The 20,357-nt window shown below is 33.6% G+C and carries 22 protein-coding genes; 19 read left to right on the top strand and 3 right to left on the bottom strand.

The features are described 5' to 3' along the window. Positions 1-44: 44 nt before the first annotated feature. Genes gcvT through gcvPB form a run of 3 tightly spaced genes read left to right on the top strand, consistent with a single transcriptional unit; the run spans position 45 to position 3,975 of the window. Complete coding sequence (gene gcvT, locus CD112_RS11840; RefSeq protein WP_023015155.1) at positions 45-1,139, top strand: glycine cleavage system aminomethyltransferase GcvT; 1,095 nt, start codon at positions 45-47, stop codon at positions 1,137-1,139. Positions 1,140-1,160: 21 nt separating this feature from the next. Beyond that, positions 1,161-2,510, top strand: coding sequence for an aminomethyl-transferring glycine dehydrogenase subunit GcvPA (gene gcvPA / locus CD112_RS11835; protein ID WP_103364374.1), 1,350 nt, complete (start codon positions 1,161-1,163; stop codon positions 2,508-2,510). Then, entirely contained in the window at positions 2,500-3,975 is a 1,476-nt protein-coding gene (gene gcvPB, locus CD112_RS11830) for an aminomethyl-transferring glycine dehydrogenase subunit GcvPB (protein WP_103364373.1), read from the top strand. Before gcvPA ends, gcvPB begins: the two co-directional genes overlap by 11 nt. A 99-nt stretch (positions 3,976-4,074) precedes the next feature. Here the strand turns inward: gcvPB and CD112_RS11825 are convergent, their stop codons facing one another. Next, positions 4,075-4,461 carry a rhodanese-like domain-containing protein gene (locus CD112_RS11825; RefSeq protein ID WP_002481030.1) on the bottom strand — a complete coding sequence of 129 codons (387 nt, stop codon included), beginning with the start codon at positions 4,459-4,461 and terminating at the stop codon, positions 4,075-4,077. 224 nt (positions 4,462-4,685) lie between these two features. Between CD112_RS11825 and lipM the strand changes: the two genes are divergently transcribed. Further along, positions 4,686-5,516, top strand: a complete 831-nt coding sequence (lipM, locus tag CD112_RS11820) for an octanoyltransferase LipM (protein ID WP_002481029.1) — start codon at positions 4,686-4,688, stop codon at positions 5,514-5,516. A 49-nt stretch (positions 5,517-5,565) separates the two neighbouring features. On the opposite strand, the gene CD112_RS13820 is transcribed toward lipM, so the two are convergent. Further along, positions 5,566-5,778 carry an SA1362 family protein gene (locus tag CD112_RS13820; protein ID WP_057510475.1) on the bottom strand — a complete coding sequence of 71 codons (213 nt, stop codon included), beginning with the start codon at positions 5,776-5,778 and terminating at the stop codon, positions 5,566-5,568. Between the two features lie 26 nt (positions 5,779-5,804). Continuing rightward, a complete protein-coding gene (locus tag CD112_RS11810; RefSeq protein WP_002481027.1) occupies positions 5,805-6,392 on the bottom strand; it encodes a hypothetical protein in 588 nt (195 codons plus the stop codon). 244 nt (positions 6,393-6,636) lie between these two features. On the opposite strand from CD112_RS11810, the gene CD112_RS11805 reads away from it, so the two are divergent. The 15 genes from CD112_RS11805 (at position 6,637) to lpdA (ending at position 20,344) form a co-directional block, all read left to right on the top strand. After that, the gene (locus tag CD112_RS11805; RefSeq protein WP_057510476.1) at positions 6,637-7,695 is read left to right on the top strand and encodes a M24 family metallopeptidase; all 1,059 of its coding nucleotides are present in this window, start codon (positions 6,637-6,639) and stop codon (positions 7,693-7,695) included. 27 nt (positions 7,696-7,722) lie between these two features. Continuing rightward, the gene (gene efp, locus CD112_RS11800) at positions 7,723-8,280 is read left to right on the top strand and encodes an elongation factor P (RefSeq protein WP_002481025.1); all 558 of its coding nucleotides are present in this window, start codon (positions 7,723-7,725) and stop codon (positions 8,278-8,280) included. Between the two features lie 212 nt (positions 8,281-8,492). Next, positions 8,493-8,966, top strand: a complete 474-nt coding sequence (accB, locus tag CD112_RS11795) for an acetyl-CoA carboxylase biotin carboxyl carrier protein (protein ID WP_002481024.1) — start codon at positions 8,493-8,495, stop codon at positions 8,964-8,966. A 2-nt stretch (positions 8,967-8,968) separates the two neighbouring features. After that, a complete protein-coding gene (gene accC / locus CD112_RS11790) occupies positions 8,969-10,321 on the top strand; it encodes an acetyl-CoA carboxylase biotin carboxylase subunit (RefSeq protein ID WP_002481023.1) in 1,353 nt (450 codons plus the stop codon). Between the two features lie 15 nt (positions 10,322-10,336). Further along, a complete protein-coding gene (locus CD112_RS11785; protein WP_023015159.1) occupies positions 10,337-10,708 on the top strand; it encodes an Asp23/Gls24 family envelope stress response protein in 372 nt (123 codons plus the stop codon). A gap of 20 nt (positions 10,709-10,728) precedes the next feature. Continuing rightward, positions 10,729-11,118, top strand: a complete 390-nt coding sequence (nusB, locus tag CD112_RS11780) for a transcription antitermination factor NusB (protein ID WP_002481021.1) — start codon at positions 10,729-10,731, stop codon at positions 11,116-11,118. A 15-nt stretch (positions 11,119-11,133) separates the two neighbouring features. Further along, positions 11,134-12,474, top strand: a complete 1,341-nt coding sequence (xseA, locus tag CD112_RS11775) for an exodeoxyribonuclease VII large subunit (RefSeq protein WP_057510478.1) — start codon at positions 11,134-11,136, stop codon at positions 12,472-12,474. Beyond that, positions 12,467-12,700: an exodeoxyribonuclease VII small subunit gene (locus CD112_RS11770; RefSeq protein ID WP_002481019.1), complete on the top strand. Its 234-nt coding sequence runs from the start codon at positions 12,467-12,469 to the stop codon at positions 12,698-12,700. The genes xseA and CD112_RS11770 overlap by 8 nt, the downstream gene beginning before the upstream one ends. Next, positions 12,693-13,568 carry a polyprenyl synthetase family protein gene (locus CD112_RS11765; protein WP_103364381.1) on the top strand — a complete coding sequence of 292 codons (876 nt, stop codon included), beginning with the start codon at positions 12,693-12,695 and terminating at the stop codon, positions 13,566-13,568. Before CD112_RS11770 ends, CD112_RS11765 begins: the two co-directional genes overlap by 8 nt. Positions 13,569-13,746: 178 nt before the next feature. Then, the gene (gene ahrC, locus CD112_RS11760) at positions 13,747-14,199 is read left to right on the top strand and encodes a transcriptional regulator AhrC/ArgR (protein WP_002481017.1); all 453 of its coding nucleotides are present in this window, start codon (positions 13,747-13,749) and stop codon (positions 14,197-14,199) included. Between the two features lie 14 nt (positions 14,200-14,213). Continuing rightward, on the top strand, positions 14,214-15,890 hold the full coding sequence (recN, locus tag CD112_RS11755) for a DNA repair protein RecN (RefSeq protein WP_103364372.1): 1,677 nt from the start codon (positions 14,214-14,216) through the stop codon (positions 15,888-15,890). A 27-nt stretch (positions 15,891-15,917) separates the two neighbouring features. Continuing rightward, the gene (locus CD112_RS11750; RefSeq protein ID WP_002481015.1) at positions 15,918-16,808 is read left to right on the top strand and encodes a phosphate acyltransferase; all 891 of its coding nucleotides are present in this window, start codon (positions 15,918-15,920) and stop codon (positions 16,806-16,808) included. A 50-nt stretch (positions 16,809-16,858) separates the two neighbouring features. Next, positions 16,859-17,557 (top strand): MFS transporter, encoded by a 699-nt coding sequence (locus CD112_RS11745; protein ID WP_142380812.1) that lies wholly within the window; start codon positions 16,859-16,861, stop codon positions 17,555-17,557. A 293-nt stretch (positions 17,558-17,850) separates the two neighbouring features. Next, positions 17,851-18,909, top strand: a complete 1,059-nt coding sequence (gene buk, locus CD112_RS11740) for a butyrate kinase (RefSeq protein ID WP_103364370.1) — start codon at positions 17,851-17,853, stop codon at positions 18,907-18,909. A gap of 10 nt (positions 18,910-18,919) precedes the next feature. After that, complete coding sequence (gene lpdA / locus CD112_RS11735; protein ID WP_103364369.1) at positions 18,920-20,344, top strand: dihydrolipoyl dehydrogenase; 1,425 nt, start codon at positions 18,920-18,922, stop codon at positions 20,342-20,344. The last annotated feature ends 13 nt before the right edge of the window (positions 20,345-20,357 follow it).

Here is a 20,357-nt window from a genome sequence, read left to right as displayed (position 1 = left end):
GCTATCCTGTTTTTAATATTTAATCACATATAGGGGGTTGCAAGATGTCAAACGACTTAAAAAAGACACCATTATACGACCGTTTTATTGAAAGCGGAGCAAAAATTGTTGAATTCGGTGGATGGGCAATGCCTGTTCAATTTTCTAGTATCAAAGAAGAACATAACGCAGTAAGGGAAGTTATGGGAATCTTTGATGTCAGCCATATGGGCGAAGTGTTAATTGAAGGCAAAGAAGCATCAGAATTCATTCAATATGTGCTTTCAAATGATACAGATCAATTATCAGATAACAAAGCGCAATATACTGCACTTTGCAATGAAAAAGGCGGCGTGATTGATGATTTAATCACTTATAAATTAGATGATAATAAATTTTTATTAGTGGTTAATGCTGCAAATACAGATAAAGACTATGAGTGGATTAAATCTCACTCAGACAAATTTGATGTAAATGTTGAAAATGTTTCTGATCAATACGGTCAATTAGCAGTTCAAGGACCAAAAGCACGCGACTATGTTGCAAGCTTGGTTGATGTAGATGTTTCTGAAATGAAACCTTTCGAATTCAAAAAAGATGTTGAAATCTTTGGAAAAAATGTTATCTTATCTCAATCAGGTTATACTGGTGAAGACGGTTTTGAAATTTATTGCGACTCTAAAGACGTCGTAGATATTTGGGATGGTCTTTTAGAAAATGCTGATTTAAAACCAGCTGGATTAGGTGCACGTGATACTTTACGTTTAGAGGCAGGTTTACCTCTACATGGACAAGAGTTATCAGAAGATATCACACCTTATGAAGGTGGTATTGCATTTGCTGCTAAACCATTGATTGAAGCAGACTTCATTGGTAAAGACGTGTTAAAAGATCAAAAAGAAAATGGAGCAAAACTTAGATCAGTTGGTTTAGAAATGATCGAAAAAGGTATCCCAAGAACTGGCTATGATGTGCTAGACTTAGAAGGTAACAAAATTGGGCAAGTTACATCTGGTACGCAATCGCCAGCAACTGGAAAAGGCATTGCATTAGCAATGATTGACCGTGATGAATTCGAAATGGGCAAAGAAGTCATCGTTCAAGTAAGAAAACGTCAAGTCAAAGCTAAAATTGTCAAGAAAAATCAAATCAGTAAATAATTTAATGAAGGGGTGGCAGTGGTGAGTCATCGTTATATACCATTAACTGAAAAAGACAAAAAAGAAATGTTAGAAACAATCGGCGCAAGCTCAATTGAAGAATTATTTGGAGATGTGCCAAAAGAAATTTTATTGGATAGAGAGTTAGATATTCCAAATGGAGAAGATGAAACTACTTTATTCAAACGTCTTAGCAGAGTTGCTAATAAAAACATTACAAAAGAAGATCATACTTCATTCTTAGGTGCGGGTGTTTATGACCATTATGCACCAGCTGTTGTAGATGCTATGATTTCACGTTCAGAATTCTATACAGCTTATACGCCTTACCAACCAGAAATTTCACAAGGGGAACTTCAAGCAATCTTTGAATTCCAAACTTTAATTTGTGAATTAACAGGTATGGATGTTGCAAACTCATCTATGTATGATGGAATCACAGCATTTGCTGAAGCATGTATTTTAGCATTAAGTCAATCTAAAAAGAATAAGATTGTTGTATCTAAAGGCTTGCATTATCAAGCATTACAAGTACTTCACACATATTCAAAAGTTAGAAGTGAATATGAAATTGTAGAAGTTGATCTAGACGGTACTGTAACTGATTTAGAAAAATTAGATGCAGCTATTGATGAAGATACAGCAGCTGTTGCTGTTCAGTATCCTAACTTCTATGGTTCTATCGAAGATTTAGAAAAAGTTAAATCATTTATTAAAAGTAAAAAGACATTATTTATTGTCTATGCAAATCCACTTTCACTTGGCTTGTTAACACCTCCAGGTGAATTCGGTGCAGATATTGTTGTAGGTGATACACAACCATTTGGTATTCCAAGTCAATTCGGTGGACCACACTGTGGTTTCTTCGCAACAACTAAAAAGTTAATGCGTAAAATCCCAGGTCGCTTAGTTGGTCAAACGAATGATGATCATGGAAACCGTGGTTTCGTTTTAACGCTACAAGCGCGTGAACAACATATCCGTCGTGATAAAGCAACTTCAAACATCTGTTCAAACCAAGCTTTAAATGCTCTAGCATCTTCAATTGCTATGTCAGCTCTAGGAAAACAAGGTATTCAAGATATTGCTGAACAAAACTTTGAAAATGCTAACTATGCTAAGAAAGAGTTTGAAAAAGCAGGTGTAGAAGTATTACCAGGTACATCTTATAATGAATTCGTTATTAAGTTGGACAAACCTGTTAAAGAAGTAAATGGTCAATTATTAGAAGAGGGCGTTATTGGCGGTTTCGATTTAACTGAAATCAATGACGATATGGGACATGCAATGCTAGTTGCTGTCACTGAATTAAGAACAAAAGATGAAATTGATACTTTTGTGAAGAAAGTGGGTGAGATTAATGGTCAGTAAATCAAGTCCATTAATTTTCGAACGTTCAAGAGCAGGAAGATATGCATACTCTCTTCCGAAAAAAGAGATTGATACAAATGCAGTTGAAGAATTATTAGATGATAAATTCATCCGTAAAAACAAAGCAGAATTCCCTGAAGTATCAGAATTAGACTTAGTAAGACACTATACTGAGTTATCTAACAAGAACTTCGGTGTAGATACTGGTTTCTATCCTTTAGGTTCATGTACAATGAAGTACAACCCTAAAATCAATGAAAAAGTAGCACGTATTCCTGGATTTGCTGAAGCACATCCATTACAAGAAGAATCTCAAATTCAAGGTTCTTTAGAAATCATCCATAGCTTACAAGAAGAATTAAAAGAAATTACAGGCATGGATGAAGTAACATTACAACCTGCAGCAGGTGCACATGGTGAGTGGACTGCATTAATGATTTTCAAAGCTTATCATGAAAAAAATGGTGAAGGTCACCGTGATGAAGTCATTGTACCTGACTCAGCACATGGTACAAATCCTGCTTCTGCAGCTTTCGCTGGCTTCAAATCAGTTACAGTTAAATCTGATGAAAACGGCGAAGTAGACGTAGAAGATTTAAAAACTCTTGTTAATGAAAATACAGCAGCAATTATGTTAACAAACCCTAATACTTTAGGTATCTTTGAACATAACATTATGGAAATTGGAAAAATTGTTCATGATGCTGGCGGCTTATTATACTATGATGGCGCAAATTTAAACGCGATTATGGATAAAGTAAGACCTGGAGACATGGGCTTTGATGCTGTTCACTTGAACTTACACAAGACATTCACTGGGCCTCACGGCGGTGGTGGACCAGGTTCAGGTCCAGTTGGAGTTAAAAAAGAACTTGCTAGCTTCTTACCAAAACCAATGGTAATCAAAGATGGCGACACTTATAAATATGACAACGATATTAAAGATTCTATCGGTCGTGTTAAACCATTCTACGGTAACTTTGGAATCTACTTACGTGCTTATACGTATATTAGAACAATGGGTAACATTGGTCTTAAAGAAGTTTCAGAAGCAGCAGTGCTTAATGCCAACTACATTAAAGCACGTCTGAAAGATGCATTTGAAATTCCATATAACCAATATTGTAAACACGAATTCGTATTAAGTGGATCTAAGCAGAAAAAAGAAGGCGTTCGTACATTAGATATGGCGAAACGTTTATTAGACTTCGGTGTTCATCCACCTACAATTTACTTCCCGCTTAATGTGGAAGAAGGTATGATGATTGAACCTACAGAAACAGAATCTAAAGAAACATTAGATTACTTCTGTGATGCATTGATTCTAATCGCTGAAGAAGCAAAAGAAGATCCAGATAAAGTGCTTGAAGCACCTCATAATACAGTAATCGATAGACTTGATGAGACTAAGGCAGCTAGACATCCAGTCTTGAAATTCGAAAACTTACACGAAGAAAAACTTTAATATCAATAATGATTAAACCCTCGTTTTTAATGAACGAGGGTTTTCTTCATGAAAAAAGCAGCAATGACAATTCATCGCTGCTACATTTTAATTATAATGCTATTTTTTTGATTTAACTTTCCCGGTCCATTTTTTGTAACCGCCTTTAAGCATGTAGATATCTCTATATCCATTTTTTCTTAAAATACGCGCTGCTCTATAACTTGCTACACCATTGGCATCGCATAAATAAATAGGCTGATCCTTTCTTAGACCTTTAAATCGTTGACTAAAAAGCGTCATAGGAATGTTTCTGGCACCAATAATATGGCCATAATCATAGTCAACTTTTTCTCTTACATCAATCACTTGAGCTTTACGTAAACCTTTATGGAATTCTTCTTGATCTAATTCTGTTACAGCTCTTTTATTGATGAAAAATTGGATTAACATATATACAGCAATAATAACTAAAACAGCTAAAATGATTATCCAAAAGCTATTCATCTTGCTTCCTCCTATATTTACCGATACTACAATTATAAGACTGTTTCACTCATTTATCAAAAAGTTTTTCTCAGAAATGAACCGAGATTTCATTTTGTACAAAAATGCAAATCAGATTTAATATTTACTGAAGAAAATCCAGCCATGAATATTAATCAAATATGCTGTATGTATGGTAATATACATACATATAGTTAAATACAAGGTGATTGGAGATTTTAAAATTGACAGAAACATGGAATTTTATTAATTCGGGCAGTCATGACCCATTTTATAATATGGCTATGGATGAAGCTTTATTAAACTTTGTATCCAGAGGTGAAATCGATCCTGTCATCAGATTTTATACATGGGATCCAGCAACGCTTTCTATTGGTTATTTCCAAAGATTAAAGAAAGAAATTGATATTGAAAAGGTCAAAGAAAAAGGCTATGGCTTAGTAAGACGACAAACAGGTGGAAGAGGCGTGTTACACGATAAAGAACTAACATATAGCGTAATCGTTCCTGAGTCTCATCCTAATATGCCTAAAACAGTTACAGAAGCATACAGAGTCATTTCACAAGGTTTATTAGAGGGATTTAAGTTATTAGGCTTCGACGCTTATTTTGCTGTTCCTAAAAGTAAAGAAGAAAGAGAAAAATTGAAACAACCAAGAAGTTCTGTTTGCTTTGATGCTCCAAGCTGGTATGAACTCGTCGTAGAAGGAAGAAAAATTGCAGGTAGCGCACAAACTAGACAAAAAGGCGTTATACTTCAACATGGTTCTATTTTAAAAGATATTGATATTGATGACTTATTTGATATGTTTATCTTTAAAAATGACCGCTTAAAAGATAAAATGAAGCAAGCTTTTGTAGATAAAGCTGTTGCGATAAATGATATTTCGGATAAAACAATTTCGATTGAAGAAATGGAAGTAGCATTTGAAAAAGGATTCCAAAAAGGGTTGAATATTAACTTTAAACCATTAGAACTTACTAAAGAACAACAAGCTGAAGTAAAAGAACTTGCAGAAAAATACAAATCTGAAGAGTGGACTTATAGAAAATAAGTAAAATCCCCTGAACCTCTATTTAAACGGTGGTCAGGGGGTTTCATTTTTATTTACGACGGTTTCTATATTTCCATTTTGCTATTTTATATTTCCTTTGATCTTTTGTTAAAAAGAAGAAGAAATACAGTAAGTAAGCAATACCTGCGATAATAGCTAAGCTAATTATCGTTCTTACAAGGGAAAATAATATTGAATCTAAGTTCAATATTAACCCGATAAGCGCAATTAATAATATGAGATAAAATAATACTTTACGCATGTTTTCACCTTTCAATACTTCTTGCTTTATGAATTAGTTTTACTAACTTTAATTTGTGCTAATTCTTGTTGGCCTTGTTTTATTTTCTTATCACTTTTTGTAGAGTAACCATCTCTGATAGTTTTAAATGCACTGACCAACTTATTATTAAGTTCTTCAATGTTTTTATTATCAGATTTATCTTTATCAGACATACTACTTTTTTCAAGATCGATTTTGTATTTATCATGTGCACTTTGTAAATCAGTGACTATTTTATCGAGTTTGCTGACCACAGCTTCTTTTCGTTTATTCTTTTGGACATCACTTTCAATTTTGTGATAATCCTTTAATGTATCAGTCACTTTTTGATAGTAATCTGATGTCGCGTTAGCATTTTTGGTTTTCATGCTATTTTGTGCTGCTTCTTTAGTATTCTTTTTATCAGCGCCGAGTTGTTTTTCTTTATCTTTTAAATCACTGATATTTTGCTCTAGTTCTTGGTTTTCTAATTTTAATTGATGATTATCATCTCTTAATTTAGTAGTTTTTTGTTCAAGTGGACCTAAGTTTTGACTCCCGCAGCCCGTTAGTAAAATCGTTGCTCCAATAATCGAAATAAATTTCTTTTTCATAACCTTCTCCTAATTCAAAAGCAAATATTATAGCAATATTTTATCATATTTAGTTCTCAGATTCTTATATTTCAGTTTGCACTTTAATTTTCTTATACTTTTTGGGAATTCTTCTTTGATATAAGGTATAAAAGCTTATAGTTCTATGCGCTTTGTGATAAACTTTGGTTATAATAAAAGTGATATAGTCACTATCACAGCTCCATAAAATTACATGATTAAGAATGACATAGGAGGAGTATGTATGTCTAGAATTGAAAAAGTAAATCAAATTATTTCAGAAAAAAATTTAGATGCGTTAGTTGTATTATCTGATTACAACCGCCGTTATTTATCAGGGTTTACTGGTACGAGCGGTGCATTAGTAATTACACCTGAGCGTCGCATCTTGATCACGGATTTCCGTTATATCGATCAAGCTACAAATCAAGCTTCTGAATTTGAAATTGTGAATCGTTCTGCAGGTTTAATTGACGAAGTTAAAGATGTTCTCGAACAAAACCAAGTGAAATATGCAGGATTTGAAGGGCACATCGTAAGCTATGATACATTCCAACAATTAAATGATTCAGACGTTGAATATCAAAGTGTCGGTAATGTAATTGAAGATATCAGAGCTATTAAAGATCAATCAGAAATTGATACGATTCAAAAAGCTGCAGATATTGTAGACAAAACGTATGAACATATTTTAAGTATCGCAAAAGCAGGAATGACTGAACAAGAATTAAAAGCTGAATTAGAAAGTAAAATGTTAAAATTAGGAGCAAGCGGCCCTTCATTTGACACGATCGTTGCTTCAGGATATCGAGGTGCTTTACCACACGGTGTAGCAAGCGATAAAGTGATTGAAGAAGGCGAGTTGATCACTTTAGATTTTGGTGCATATTATAATGGTTATGTATCTGATATCACACGTACTTTTGCAATTGGCCAACCAGATCCTAAACTAGTAGAAGCTTATAATATTGTATTAGAAGCACAGAAAGCTGCAGTCGCACAAATTAAAGCAGGAATGACAGGTAAAGAGGCAGATGCTATCGCACGTGATATTATCGCAAGTTACGGTTATGGAGATAATTTCGGACATTCAACAGGTCATGGTATTGGTTTAGAAATTCATGAACAACCAATGCTTGCAAAACAATCTGATTATGTATTAGTTCCAAATAATTGCGTAACGGTAGAACCGGGTATCTATATAGAGGGACTGGGTGGCATCAGAATAGAAGATGACATCTTAATCACAGAAAATGGTAATGAAGTCTTTACTAAATGCACAAAAGACCTTATTATTTTATAATGAAAGCGTATATGAGGAGGAAACTGAATGATTTCGGTTAATGATTTTAAAACAGGTTTAACAATATCTGTTGATAATGGTATTTGGAAAGTTATTGATTTCCAACATGTAAAACCAGGTAAAGGTTCAGCATTTGTTCGCTCTAAATTAAGAAACTTAAGAACTGGCGCAATTCAAGAAAAAACATTCCGCGCAGGTGAAAAAGTAGAACAAGCAATGATTGAAAACCACCGTATGCAATATTTATATGCAGATGGTGACACACATGTATTTATGGACAATCAAACATTTGAACAAACTGAATTGCCTGGAGATTATTTAGAAGAAGCATTAAAATACTTGAAAGCAAACATGGAAGTTCAAATCCAAACTTATGAAGGCGAAACGATTGGTGTTGAATTACCAAAAACTGTTGAGCTTACTGTAACAGAAACTGAGCCTGGTATTAAAGGTGATACTGCAACTGGTGCAACTAAATCAGCTACAGTAGAGACTGGATATACGCTTAACGTGCCTCTATTCGTTAACGAAGGAGACGTTCTCGTAATCAACACTGGCGACGGCAGTTACGTTTCAAGAGCCTAAATTTTAAATCACCCCTTTTCTGACATCCTATCCATTAATGATTATCAGCAATTTTATGCTGATGGATTCGATGAATGAAAGGGGTTCTTTTATTTTATTATCGTTAAATTACACGATGAGAAAGTTTAAAGTTACAGTGATATGCTTGAATTGATAATTTCAGTCAAGTAAAATATACAAGAAGAGTAAAAACAATCTGAAGGAGCAGTACTATGAATTTTAAAGAAATCAAGGAATTAATTGAAATACTAGATAATTCAAATCTTACTGAAATTAATATAGAAGATAACAAGGGAAGTATCATTAATTTAAAGAAAGAAAAAGAAAGAGAAATCATTACACCACAAATTTCTCAACAAGCTTTCCCTGCACAAGCAGCTGCGCCAGCACCTGTTCAAAATGATTCAGCTGTCAGCGAAGCTTCTTCTGCTGCAAATTCAGAAGCTGATCAGGGGAAAACAATTAACGCACCAATGGTAGGAACATTCTATAAATCACCGTCACCAGAAGAAGAAGCTTATGTAAAAGTTGGGGATACTGTATCAAACGATTCAACAGTATGTATTTTAGAAGCTATGAAGTTATTTAATGAGATTCAAGCAGAAGTTTCTGGGGAAATTACTGAAATCTTAGTTGAAGACGGACAAATGGTAGAGTATGGCCAACCGTTATTTAAGGTGAAATAATTATGAAAAAAGTTTTAATTGCCAATCGCGGTGAAATTGCCGTTAGAATCATCAGAGCGTGTAAAGACTTAGGGTTACACACAGTTGCAATTTATTCTGAAGGGGATAAAGAAGCACTACATACTCAAATTGCTGATGAAGCGTACTGTGTGGGTCCTACACAATCTAAAGATTCATATTTAAACATTCCAAATATCTTATCTATTGCTACTTCTACTGGATGCGATGCAGTTCATCCTGGGTATGGATTCTTAGCAGAAAATGGGGATTTTGCAGAATTATGCGAAGCGTGTCAACTTAAGTTTGTTGGTCCAAGTTACGAATCTATTCAAAAGATGGGGATCAAAGACGTAGCCAAAGATGAAATGATTAACGCAAACGTACCAGTTGTTCCAGGTAGTGACGGACTAGTAGATTCAATCGAAGACGCTAAGAAAACAGCGGAAGAAATCGGTTATCCCGTTATCATTAAAGCTACTGCAGGCGGTGGTGGTAAAGGTATTCGTGTAGCTAGAGATGAAAAAGAATTAGAAAATGGCTACAAAATGACACAACAAGAAGCAGAAACTGCCTTTGGAAATGGCGGACTTTATCTTGAAAAATTCATTGAGAATTTCCGTCATATCGAATTCCAAATTATTGGTGACCAGTTTGGTAATGTGATTCAGTTAGGAGAACGTGACTGTACAATTCAACGAAGAATGCAAAAACTTGTCGAAGAAGCACCGTCACCTATATTAACTCCTGAAAAAAGACATGAAATGGGTCAAGCATCTATCAGAGCTGCTAAAGCAGTAAACTATGAAAATGCAGGTACAATTGAATATATTTATGACTTAGATACTGATGAATATTACTTCATGGAGATGAATACTAGGATTCAAGTTGAACACCCTGTTACAGAAATGGTAACCGGGATTGATTTAGTCAAATTACAATTATTAGTTGCTATGGGTGAGCCATTGCCTTTCACTCAAGATGATATTAAAATCAATGGTCATGCAATGGAATTTCGTATTAACGCTGAAAACCCTTATAAAAACTTTATGCCATCACCAGGTAAAATCACACAATATTTAGCACCAGGCGGTTACGGAGTAAGAATAGAATCAGCTTGTTACACAAACTATACTATTCCACCTTATTACGATTCTATGGTTGCTAAATTAATTGTGCATGAACCTACACGTGAAGAAACAATTATGGCAGGTCTACGTGCTTTAAGCGAGTTCTTAGTATTAGGCATAGACACAACAATACCATTCCATATTCGTTTATTAGAAAACGAAATTTTCAATAGTGGACAATATAGCACTAAATTCTTAGAGCAAAATGATATTATGAAAGAAGATTAAGAAGGAGGCATTCACATGGTTAAAGTATCCGAAGATACACATGCACATTTAGGCAGAGTAGAAATTTCTCCAGAAGTACTAATCTCAATTGCAAGTATTGCAACATCTGAAATAGATGGATTAACTGGACACTTTGCTGAAATCAAAAATGCTTCACCTGAAAAGTTGAATCGTAAAAATTTAACTAAAGGTATTAAACTTGAAACAAAAGAAGATGGAATTTATATAGATGTATTCTGTGAGTTTAAGTATGGTATCAACATCTCTCAAACAGCATTGAAAATTCAACAAACAATTTTCAATTCCCTCAGCAATATGACAACTATAGTTCCTAAACAAGTCAACGTTCATATTACGCATATTGAAGTTGAAAATAACAAGAAATAAGTAACAAAGGAGCACGCTCAATGAGTCGTAAAGAATCAAGAAGCCAAGCATTTCAAGCACTGTTTCAACTTGAAATGAAGAATACAGATTTATCTATAGATGAAGCCATTAATTTTATTAAAGATGATTACCCAGATTTAGAATTCGATTTTATTCATTGGTTAGTATCAGGCGTAAAAGATCATGAACCTGTACTCGATCAAAAAATCCAAGAGAATTTAAAAGATTGGAAAATCTCTCGTTTATTGAAATCAGACCGTATCATTTTAAGAATTGCAGCTTTTGAACTAGAGCATAGTGATACACCACCAAAAGTGGTTATTAACGAAGCTGTTGAACTTGCTAAGCAATTTAGTGACGAAGACCATTATCGTTTTATCAACGGTGTATTAAGTAATTTAAATCAATAGGATAGAGTGATAAGTATGTCCGATTATTTAAGCGTTACAGCCTTAACTAAATATATCAAATATAAATTCGACCAAGATCCGCATCTGCAATCGGTTTTATTAAAAGGTGAATTATCTAACTTTAAACGTCATAGTAGCGGTCACTTATATTTTAATTTAAAAGATAATAATAGCGTCGTAAACGCTATGATGTTTAAAGCACAAGCTAATAAACTAGATTTCACACCCAAAGAAGGTGATGAAGTTTTAATAGAAGCACGCGTGAGTGTTTACGAAAGACGTGGGAATTATCAAATTTATGTAAATAAAATGCATTTAGACGGAATTGGCAACTTATATCAACGTCTAGAAGAACTTAAAAAGGCCTTAACTAAGCAAGGTTTATTTGATATGAGCCACAAAAAGCCGATACCTAAGTTCCCTAAAAAAATTGCAGTGCTTACCGCGAGTACAGGTGCGGCAATACGAGATATTCACTCTACAATAAACAGTCGATTTCCATTAGTAGAACAAATTCAAATTAGTACATTAGTTCAAGGCGAACAAGCTAAAAATGATATTGTAGAAAAATTACAATATGCTGATACTCTTGGTGCAGATGTCATCATTTTAGGACGTGGCGGAGGATCTATTGAGGATTTATGGAATTTCAATGAAGAAGATGTAGTACGAGCAATCTTTAATACACAAACTCCTGTTATCTCAGCAGTAGGTCACGAAACAGATTTCACATTAAGCGATTTTGTAGCTGATGTAAGGGCTGCTACACCAACTCAAGCTGCTGTCATTGCAACACCTGATCAAGTTGAGCTGACACAATACATCAAACAAATAGAGTTAAGTCTATCCAGACACATCGTCCAATTAATTAATAATAAGAAAAAACATTTAGAACATGTAGCTTCTTATTATAAATTTAAACAGCCATCGTTGTTGTATGATCAACAAATCCAACGACGAGATGAATTAGAAAAACAACTAAGTCTTGCGATGACTAATCATTTGACTCATTTACGACAACGTATTGATTTGCTAAACAGTCGCATAAACGTTAGAGATTTAAAACAACATACGCAACAAGCTATTTTAAACAAATCTCAACTTGATAAGGTATTAAACAAATCAATAAATAATATTTTGAGTAATGCTAAAACGATGTTGGCACAGCGATTAGAAAATTTAAATAATTTAAGTCCAACCAATACAATGTTGCGCGGTTACACGATTGTCAATAAAGATGAACAAGTTATTACAAGTACGCAATCATTAAAAACTAATGACCACATCAGTTTAACCATGAAAGATGGCGAAGTTGATGCAATAGTTAAGAAAGTTAGGTGCAATAAAGATGAGTAATGAGCAAAGTTTCGAAAATATGATGGAAGAGTTAGAAAACATCGTAAAAAAATTAGATAATGAAACAGTTTCTTTGGAAGAAGCATTAGACTTATATCAAAGAGGAATGAAGCTTTCAGCATCTTGTGATGAAACATTGAAAAATGCTGAAAAGAAAGTAAATGAACTCATGAAATCTAATGATGGAGAACAAGCTGAGACATCAGCTGAGAATGAAAATGAATAAAATGATTGAACTAATCAACCAACAATTAATAGAAACAATTCCTGATTCAGCTCTTGGCACTAATTTAGAAGAAAGTATGCGTTATTCTCTTGAAGCTGGAGGAAAACGTATACGACCAGTCCTATTATTAGAAACTTTAAAAATGCTGTCTAAAAACCATACTTACACTAAGGGTATTCGTACCGCATTAGCGTTAGAAATGGTGCACACATACTCGCTCATACATGATGATTTGCCTGCTATGGATGATGACGATTATCGTAGAGGCAAATTAACAAATCATAAAGTATACGGTGAGTGGAAAGCATTATTAGCTGGGGATGCGTTATTAACAAAAGCTTTTAACTTAATATGCACAGATAATGCAATTGATGCTGAAACTAAAGTAGCTTTAACATCCCAACTTTCTGATGCGAGTGGTCATTTAGGTATGATTGGCGGACAAACATTAGATATGGAAAGTGAAAATAAAAAAATATCTTTAGAGACTTTACAACAAATCCATCGTGAAAAAACCGGTGCTTTATTGTCTTTCGCAATCAATGCCGCAGCAACAATCGCAAAAGTTGATACTGAAGTATCCGAGATTCTTGATACGTATAGTGAACATTTAGGTTTAATTTTCCAAATTAAAGATGATTTACTCGATGTCTATGGAGATGCTAAAAAATTAGGTAAGCCTGTTGGCAGCGATGAGAAAAATCATAAAAGCACTTATGTGACTTTACTTGGTCTAGAAAAAACAGAACAACGACTTCAATATCACGTTGAGCAAGCGAACCAATGTTTGAAACAATTATCTGATAAACAATATGATACAACTGAGCTTGAAAGTCTGACACAGTTGTTCTATAAACGTGATCACTAAAATTATAAGCTGAGTCCTAATATTCAATTTAGACTTAGCTTATTTCTATTTATGAACTTTTATAAATATGCACTATTGTTGGATATTAATAAGCGATATAAGAAGAAAATAAAAGCATTTTGTTTGAACATGTGATACTATGAATGTATAAATATTCGTAATTTGAGGTGTAAGAAAAGTGGCTAAAAAATCAGTAAGACACATAAAAATTAGAGAAATCATATCCACTGAGCAGGTTGAAACTCAAGATGAATTAGTAAAACGTTTAAATTCATTTGATCTGAATGTGACACAAGCAACGGTTTCACGAGATATTAAAGAATTACAGTTAATCAAAGTACCTGCACCGACAGGTCAATATATTTATAGTTTGCCAAATGATAGAAAATACCATCCGTTAGAGAAACTTGGACGTTATTTAATGGATTCCTTTGTAAATATTGAGGGTACAGGTAATTTATTAGTATTAAAAACACTTCCAGGTAATGCTCAATCAATCGGTGCTATCTTAGACCAAATCGATTGGGATGAAGTACTCGGCACTATTTGTGGTGATGATACTTGCTTACTCATTTGTCACGATGAGGATGCTGCAAATGCTATCAAAACACGTATTTTTAATTTGTTATAAGGAAGCGATAAGCCATGTTACAAACACTAACAATTAAACAGTTTGCTATCATTGATGAATTAGAAATTAACTTTGGAAACGGATTAACCGTATTAAGCGGTGAAACAGGTTCAGGGAAATCTATTATCATCGATGCTATTGGACAACTTATAGGCATGCGTGCATCTTCAGATTTTGTTCGTCATGGCGAAAAAAAAGCAACCATAGAAGGTATCTTTAATATTGATAATAATCCCGAAGTGATTAGAACCTTGAACGAATTAGAAGTTGATGCTGATGAAGATTTCTTAATCGTTAAAAGGGAGATCTTCAGTTCAGGTAAAAGTTTGTGCAAAGTAAATAACCAAACAGTAACATTGCATGATTTACGTTTAATTATGCAAGAATTACTTGATATCCATGGTCAACACGAGACACAATCACTGTTAAAACAAAAGTACCATCTTCAACTGATTGATTCATATTCAGATGGCAAATATGATAATATTTTAAAACAATATCAAAATACGTATCAAACTTTTAAAGATAAAACACGTGAACTCGATGAGTTGGAATCTGCTGATCAAGCTTTATTACAAAGGTTAGATCTAATGAAGTTCCAAGCTGATGAACTATCTGAAGCCAATTTACAAGAAGGCGAAGTTGAACAACTTGAAGCTGATATTAAACGCATTCAGAATTCTGAAAATTTAAGTTTGGCTTTAAATGCTGCACATGCAACTTTAACAGATGAACAAGCTATCCCGGATCGTTTATATGAATTGAGTCTGCAACTTGCGAACATTGATGAAATTATTCCTAAAAAGTTCACCGAACTTAAAGAGCAAGTCGACCAATTTTACTATACGTTAGAGGATGCTAAGCATGAGTTGTATGATGAATTATCAAATACAGAATTTGATGAACAGTATTTAAATGAACTAGAATCTCGTATGAATTTACTAAATAATCTTAAAAGAAAATACGGTAAAGATATTTCTAGTTTAATTCAGTATCAAGCTAAACTAGATGATGAAATTAACAAAATAGAAAATTATGAGCAAAGTACAGCAAACTTAAAAGAAGAGATTACTCAGTTACAAAAACAATTAAATAAAGAAGGTCAAATGCTTTCAAAAGAAAGAAGAAAAGTGGCGCGTGAACTAAGAGATCATATTGTAGAAGAAATTCAAAATTTACAAATGAAAGATGCCAATCTCGAAATCTCATTCAAACCTTTAGATGAACCGAATGCAGAGGGTATAGAAAAAATAGAAATATTAATCAGCCCTAACAAAGGTGAACCACTTAAAAGCTTGGCTAAAATTGCTTCGGGCGGAGAATTATCTCGTATCATGTTAGCTTTAAAAAGTATTTTTGTTAAATCTAGAGGTCAAACTGCTATACTATTTGATGAAGTTGATTCTGGTGTTTCTGGTATTGCAGCTCAAAAAATGGCTGAAAAAATGCGTGCAATTTCTGAATATATTCAAGTTATATGTATCTCACACTTACCACAAGTAGCATCTATGAGTGATCATCACTTACTAATCAGTAAAGCATCACAAGATGATAGAACAACAACACATGTTGAAGAATTAACTGGAGAAAATCGTATAGATGAAGTTGCACGAATGATTTCTGGTGCTAATGTGACGAAATTGACAAGAGAAAATGCTAAAGAAATGATAGAGCAAAATCATGCGCTGTAATCTATTTGAAATGAGGGGAGATTAACTATGGAATTCGAAACATTGATCTCTAATACTAAAGAGTTACAAGGTAACATTGGTGTTTTATTTGCGAATGACGAGAAAACAATAGCTGCGATTGTACAATTGCTTAAACAAACAAAATGCCATGTTACGCTCTACGGTACTAAAGATCCAACTGAATTAATACGTTCTTTTAATATAGAAGGGGACTTATTAAGTCGTATACACTTACGAACATTTCACGAGCGTGAGGATGTCTTTAAGAAGTGTGCAGATGATTTAAACTCAGAACAAACTCATGTTTTAATGAAGGGTAACTTACCATCATCAGAAATCTTATCTTTTGTACTAAAACATAAGTCATTTATGGATGAACGACGTTTCTTAAATCATGTATCATGTTTCGATATTCCTTCATATCACAAAATGTTAATCATTAGTGACGTTGCTTTAAATGTAAAGCCTAGCATAGATGATCGTATTCATATGATTGAAAATATTGAAAGCTTTGCGAAGAATATTGGTTATAAAAGTTTAAATGTGGGATTATTATCATCATTAGAGCATCCCACAACCAAAATTCCTTCATCAGTAGATGCTGCAGAAATTGCCGCACACTTTAAACAACATAATTTTTTAAAGGTTGAAGGACCATTCGCCTTTGATAACGCGATTGATAAAGAAAGTGCAATTGAAAAGGGTATTGAATCTGAAATCGCTGGTGATGTTGACGCGTTGATTGTTCCACATCTTGACGTCGGCAACACACTCTATAAATCATTAACTTATTTTGCAAATGCCCAAACGGCTAATTTAATTTTAGGATCGAAATTCCCGATTGTTTTAACGTCTCGCGCAGATTCTATACAAAACAAAGTTAATTCAGCTATTTTGGCACTGCATACATTAAAATAGACATATGAAAAATTCCATTGAAATCTAACTTTTTACTAAATAGGAACAGGATGAGTAAATTCATTTCTGTTCCTATTTTCATGAATAATAGTATCAATTCCTCAGAATATAGTACGATTTTCTTAAAAGCAAAGATATTTCAAATAAATCCTTTTAACGATTTAATTTCAGGTTTTAAATATTTATTGCACCATGAAGAGATTTTTTTGATAGTTGTACTTTCTGTACTTGTAAACTTTTTTCTTGCAGCTTATAACTTACTACTGCCATTTAGTAATCAAATATTTCCTGATATAGCAATAGGTTTATATGGTTCATTTTTAACTGCTGAAGCTTTTGATGGAATAATTGGCGCATTACTAATAGGAATATCAAAAAAAGATCTACCAATTCAGAAATTGATGACTTTATTAGGAATTTCAGGAACCTCATTAAGTGTTTGCCCAATTGTATACTTATTACTACATAACTATTTTGTGATTCTACTCATACCATTAATTTTCAATTTATTTTTAACAATGTTTAACATACAAATTTTTTCATATACTCAAAGAAATGTTGAAGACATATATTTAGGAAGAGTTTTTGGGATTATATTTTCAGTTGCAATACTATTTATGCCGTTAGGAACTTGGGTGTTTTCTTCTATAATGAAACCTACTAATCTATTCAATTTCTCAATTGTTGGAATAGCCATAGTTATGATATCCATCATTTTCAGACTCATATTAGGTTTTCGTCATAACTAATCTTTTGTATCAAAATTAAATCATGACATACAAATCTATTATGTGATATTCAGGTTTCTATAACGTTTAAGGCTAATGAATTAAAAAGTACGATTTTCATTTGTCAGTGAAAGTCGTATTTTTATTTTGTTTTTAGAGATTTAAACTGCAAAATAACTATTTGAGGGTAACAAGTCATTACTTTTATAGGGGATTACTTTTAATTGAATACTAGATTAAGGTAAAATATAAAGGGTAGTTTTGAGAAAACATGAATACTGCATCATGAATGCAATATAAAGCAGGTGAAATATATGACCAATATTTTAGTCATAAATTTAGGTAGTACCTCTTCAAAAATAGGCTTTTATCAAGATGAAAATTGTGTTTCAATGGAAACGATTCATCATGATTTGAACATCTCACAAAAGCCTTTACTTGATCAAGAATCATATCGAATTGATTCCATAAAATCATTTATAAAAGAAAAGACTCCAGGGATGCAAAGTATCGATGCGATAGCTTGTAGAGGCGGTCTACTTAAACCCATAGCTGGCGGTACATATACAGTGAATTTTAAAATGTATGAAGACTTAAGATCTCTCAAATATGGTGTACATGCTTCCAATTTAAGTGGGATTATAGGGTATAAATTAGGAGAAATACTAAATATACCTGTATTTATTGTTGATCCTGTAGTTGTTGATGAATTAATTGATATCGCAAGGATAACAGGTATAAAGGATATTAAGCGTAGAAGTGTTTTTCATGCTTTAAATCAAAAGGCAGTTGCACGTCAATATGCAAAGTCCATTCAAAAGCCTTATAACAAAGCCAATGTTATTGTGGTTCATATGGGTGGAGGTATTACAGTAGGTGCGCATTTACAAGGTAAAGTTGTGGATGTGAATGAAGGCTTATACGGTGAAGGTCCAATGAGTCCAGAACGTGCTGGCACAATTCCGAATGATATGCTTTATCAATTTGGAGTTGAGCGTGGGTATTCACCTGAAGCACTTCAACACTTTATTAGCAAGAAAGCAGGACTCGTTAATTTATGTTCTACTAATAACATGAAACAGTTAGTGAATGAATATAGCGTAAATAAAACAACTCATTTAATTTTAGATGCAATGATTTATCAAATTGCGAAGACAATTGGCGAAAGGGCTGTTATTTTTAAAGGCGATATCGATCAAATTCTTTTAACAGGCGGAATTGCACACAGTCAACTCATCACGGATAAAATTCAAGAATATGTAGAATGGATTGCTCCTGTTAGTGTATATCCAGGCGAGTTAGAGATGGAAGCTCTTGCAAATCAAGTTTATGAAGCAGTTAATTTACGCGAAGAAGTAAAAATATATAGTTAGGAGATCAATCATGGCAGAAGAACAATATGATTTAGTTATTCTAGGTGGTGGCACTGCAGGTTATGTCGCAGGCATCCGCGCATCTCAATTGGGCAAAAAAGTCGCGATTGTTGAAAATCAATTACTCGGCGGTACATGTCTGCATAAAGGATGTATTCCGACTAAAGCCTTGTTAAAGTCAGCTGAAGTATTACATACAGTTAAACATGCTGCGGCATATGGTATTGAAACAGAACAATTTAATTTGAATTATAATAAAGTATATGAACGAAAAAATGATATTGTTGAACAAATGCATACTGGCGTTAAGCACTTAATGCAGCACAACCATATCGATATCTACAACGGCACTGGACGTATCCTGGGTTCATCAATTTTTTCACCTCAACCAGGTACAATATCTGTTGAATACGAAGATGGTACATCTGAACTTATTCCGAATGATTATGTGCTGATCGCGACAGGTTCTAGACCAGCGGAATTACCTTTCTTATCATTTGATCACCAAGTTGTACTTTCAAGCAATGACATTTTAAAAATGACAGAGCTTCCTCAGTCCATTGCTATTATTGGCGGCGGTGTTATTGGTATGGAATTTGCTTCATTATTAAATGATTTTGGTGTTGATGTAACAGTTATAGAAGCAGGTGAACGCATTTTACCTAGTGAAAATAAATCAGTTACACAAACATTAAAAAAACACCTGAATGATAGAGGTGTGCAGATTCGTGAAAATGTTCAATTATCTGAAGACCAAATTCAAATTAGTGATGATTCAGCTGAAATCAAACTAGAAAATGAAACACTGCAAGTAGATAAAATTTTATTAGCAGTAGGTCGCAAACCAAATACAGAGGATATCGGCTTAAACAATACAAAAATTAATTTAGACGAAAAAGGTTTTATTGAAGTTAATAACAAACAACAAACCCAAGAACAACATATTTATGCAGCTGGAGACTGCATCGGTAAATTACAACTTGCACACGCTGGTTCTAAAGAAGGGACAATTGCAGTAGAAGCAATGTTTGAAGACTCAGTAATTCCAGTTGATTATAATGCAATTCCAAAATGTGTTTATACTTATCCTGAAATCGCATCAATCGGCATGAATCTAGAACAAGCTAAAGCCGCAGATTATAAAAAAGCACGTAGTTTTAAAGTTCCTTTTAAAGCTATTGGTAAAGCTGTGATTGAAGATGCTAATCAACAAGATGGTTTTTGTGAAGTAGTGGTAGACCAAGAAACAGATTCTGTATTAGGATTAAGTATGATAGGTCCACATGTAACAGAACTAATCAACGAAGTTGCTTTACTACAATTTATGAATGGATCTACGCTTGAATTAGGACTAACAACACATGCACATCCTTCACTTTCAGAAGTTCTAATGGAAGCTGGACTTAAAGCAGCAAAACGCTCTGTTCATGCGTAATATGAGGAGGAAA

This window comes from Staphylococcus simulans, assembly GCF_002902285.1.
Lineage (GTDB): Bacteria > Bacillota > Bacilli > Staphylococcales > Staphylococcaceae > Staphylococcus > Staphylococcus simulans.
The sequence above is the reverse complement of the archived record's forward strand: the minus strand, read 5'-3'. Positions and strand labels throughout refer to the sequence as shown.

Coding starts and splice junctions, on each gene's coding strand:
- CD112_RS13820 (WP_057510475.1), bottom strand. CDS start 5,778: ATGCGTAAAGTATTATTTTATCTCATATTATTAATTGCGCTTATCGGG.
- CD112_RS11745 (WP_142380812.1), top strand. CDS start 16,859: ATGAGTAAATTCATTTCTGTTCCTATTTTCATGAATAATAGTATCAAT.
- CD112_RS11750 (WP_002481015.1), top strand. CDS start 15,918: ATGGAATTCGAAACATTGATCTCTAATACTAAAGAGTTACAAGGTAAC.
- nusB (WP_002481021.1), top strand. CDS start 10,729: ATGAGTCGTAAAGAATCAAGAAGCCAAGCATTTCAAGCACTGTTTCAA.
- accC (WP_002481023.1), top strand. CDS start 8,969: ATGAAAAAAGTTTTAATTGCCAATCGCGGTGAAATTGCCGTTAGAATC.
- efp (WP_002481025.1), top strand. CDS start 7,723: ATGATTTCGGTTAATGATTTTAAAACAGGTTTAACAATATCTGTTGAT.
- CD112_RS11785 (WP_023015159.1), top strand. CDS start 10,337: ATGGTTAAAGTATCCGAAGATACACATGCACATTTAGGCAGAGTAGAA.
- gcvT (WP_023015155.1), top strand. CDS start 45: ATGTCAAACGACTTAAAAAAGACACCATTATACGACCGTTTTATTGAA.
- recN (WP_103364372.1), top strand. CDS start 14,214: ATGTTACAAACACTAACAATTAAACAGTTTGCTATCATTGATGAATTA.
- xseA (WP_057510478.1), top strand. CDS start 11,134: ATGTCCGATTATTTAAGCGTTACAGCCTTAACTAAATATATCAAATAT.
- CD112_RS11825 (WP_002481030.1), bottom strand. CDS start 4,461: ATGAATAGCTTTTGGATAATCATTTTAGCTGTTTTAGTTATTATTGCT.
- lpdA (WP_103364369.1), top strand. CDS start 18,920: ATGGCAGAAGAACAATATGATTTAGTTATTCTAGGTGGTGGCACTGCA.
- gcvPB (WP_103364373.1), top strand. CDS start 2,500: ATGGTCAGTAAATCAAGTCCATTAATTTTCGAACGTTCAAGAGCAGGA.
- CD112_RS11765 (WP_103364381.1), top strand. CDS start 12,693: ATGAATAAAATGATTGAACTAATCAACCAACAATTAATAGAAACAATT.
- buk (WP_103364370.1), top strand. CDS start 17,851: ATGACCAATATTTTAGTCATAAATTTAGGTAGTACCTCTTCAAAAATA.
- CD112_RS11770 (WP_002481019.1), top strand. CDS start 12,467: ATGAGTAATGAGCAAAGTTTCGAAAATATGATGGAAGAGTTAGAAAAC.
- CD112_RS11810 (WP_002481027.1), bottom strand. CDS start 6,392: ATGAAAAAGAAATTTATTTCGATTATTGGAGCAACGATTTTACTAACG.
- accB (WP_002481024.1), top strand. CDS start 8,493: ATGAATTTTAAAGAAATCAAGGAATTAATTGAAATACTAGATAATTCA.
- CD112_RS11805 (WP_057510476.1), top strand. CDS start 6,637: ATGTCTAGAATTGAAAAAGTAAATCAAATTATTTCAGAAAAAAATTTA.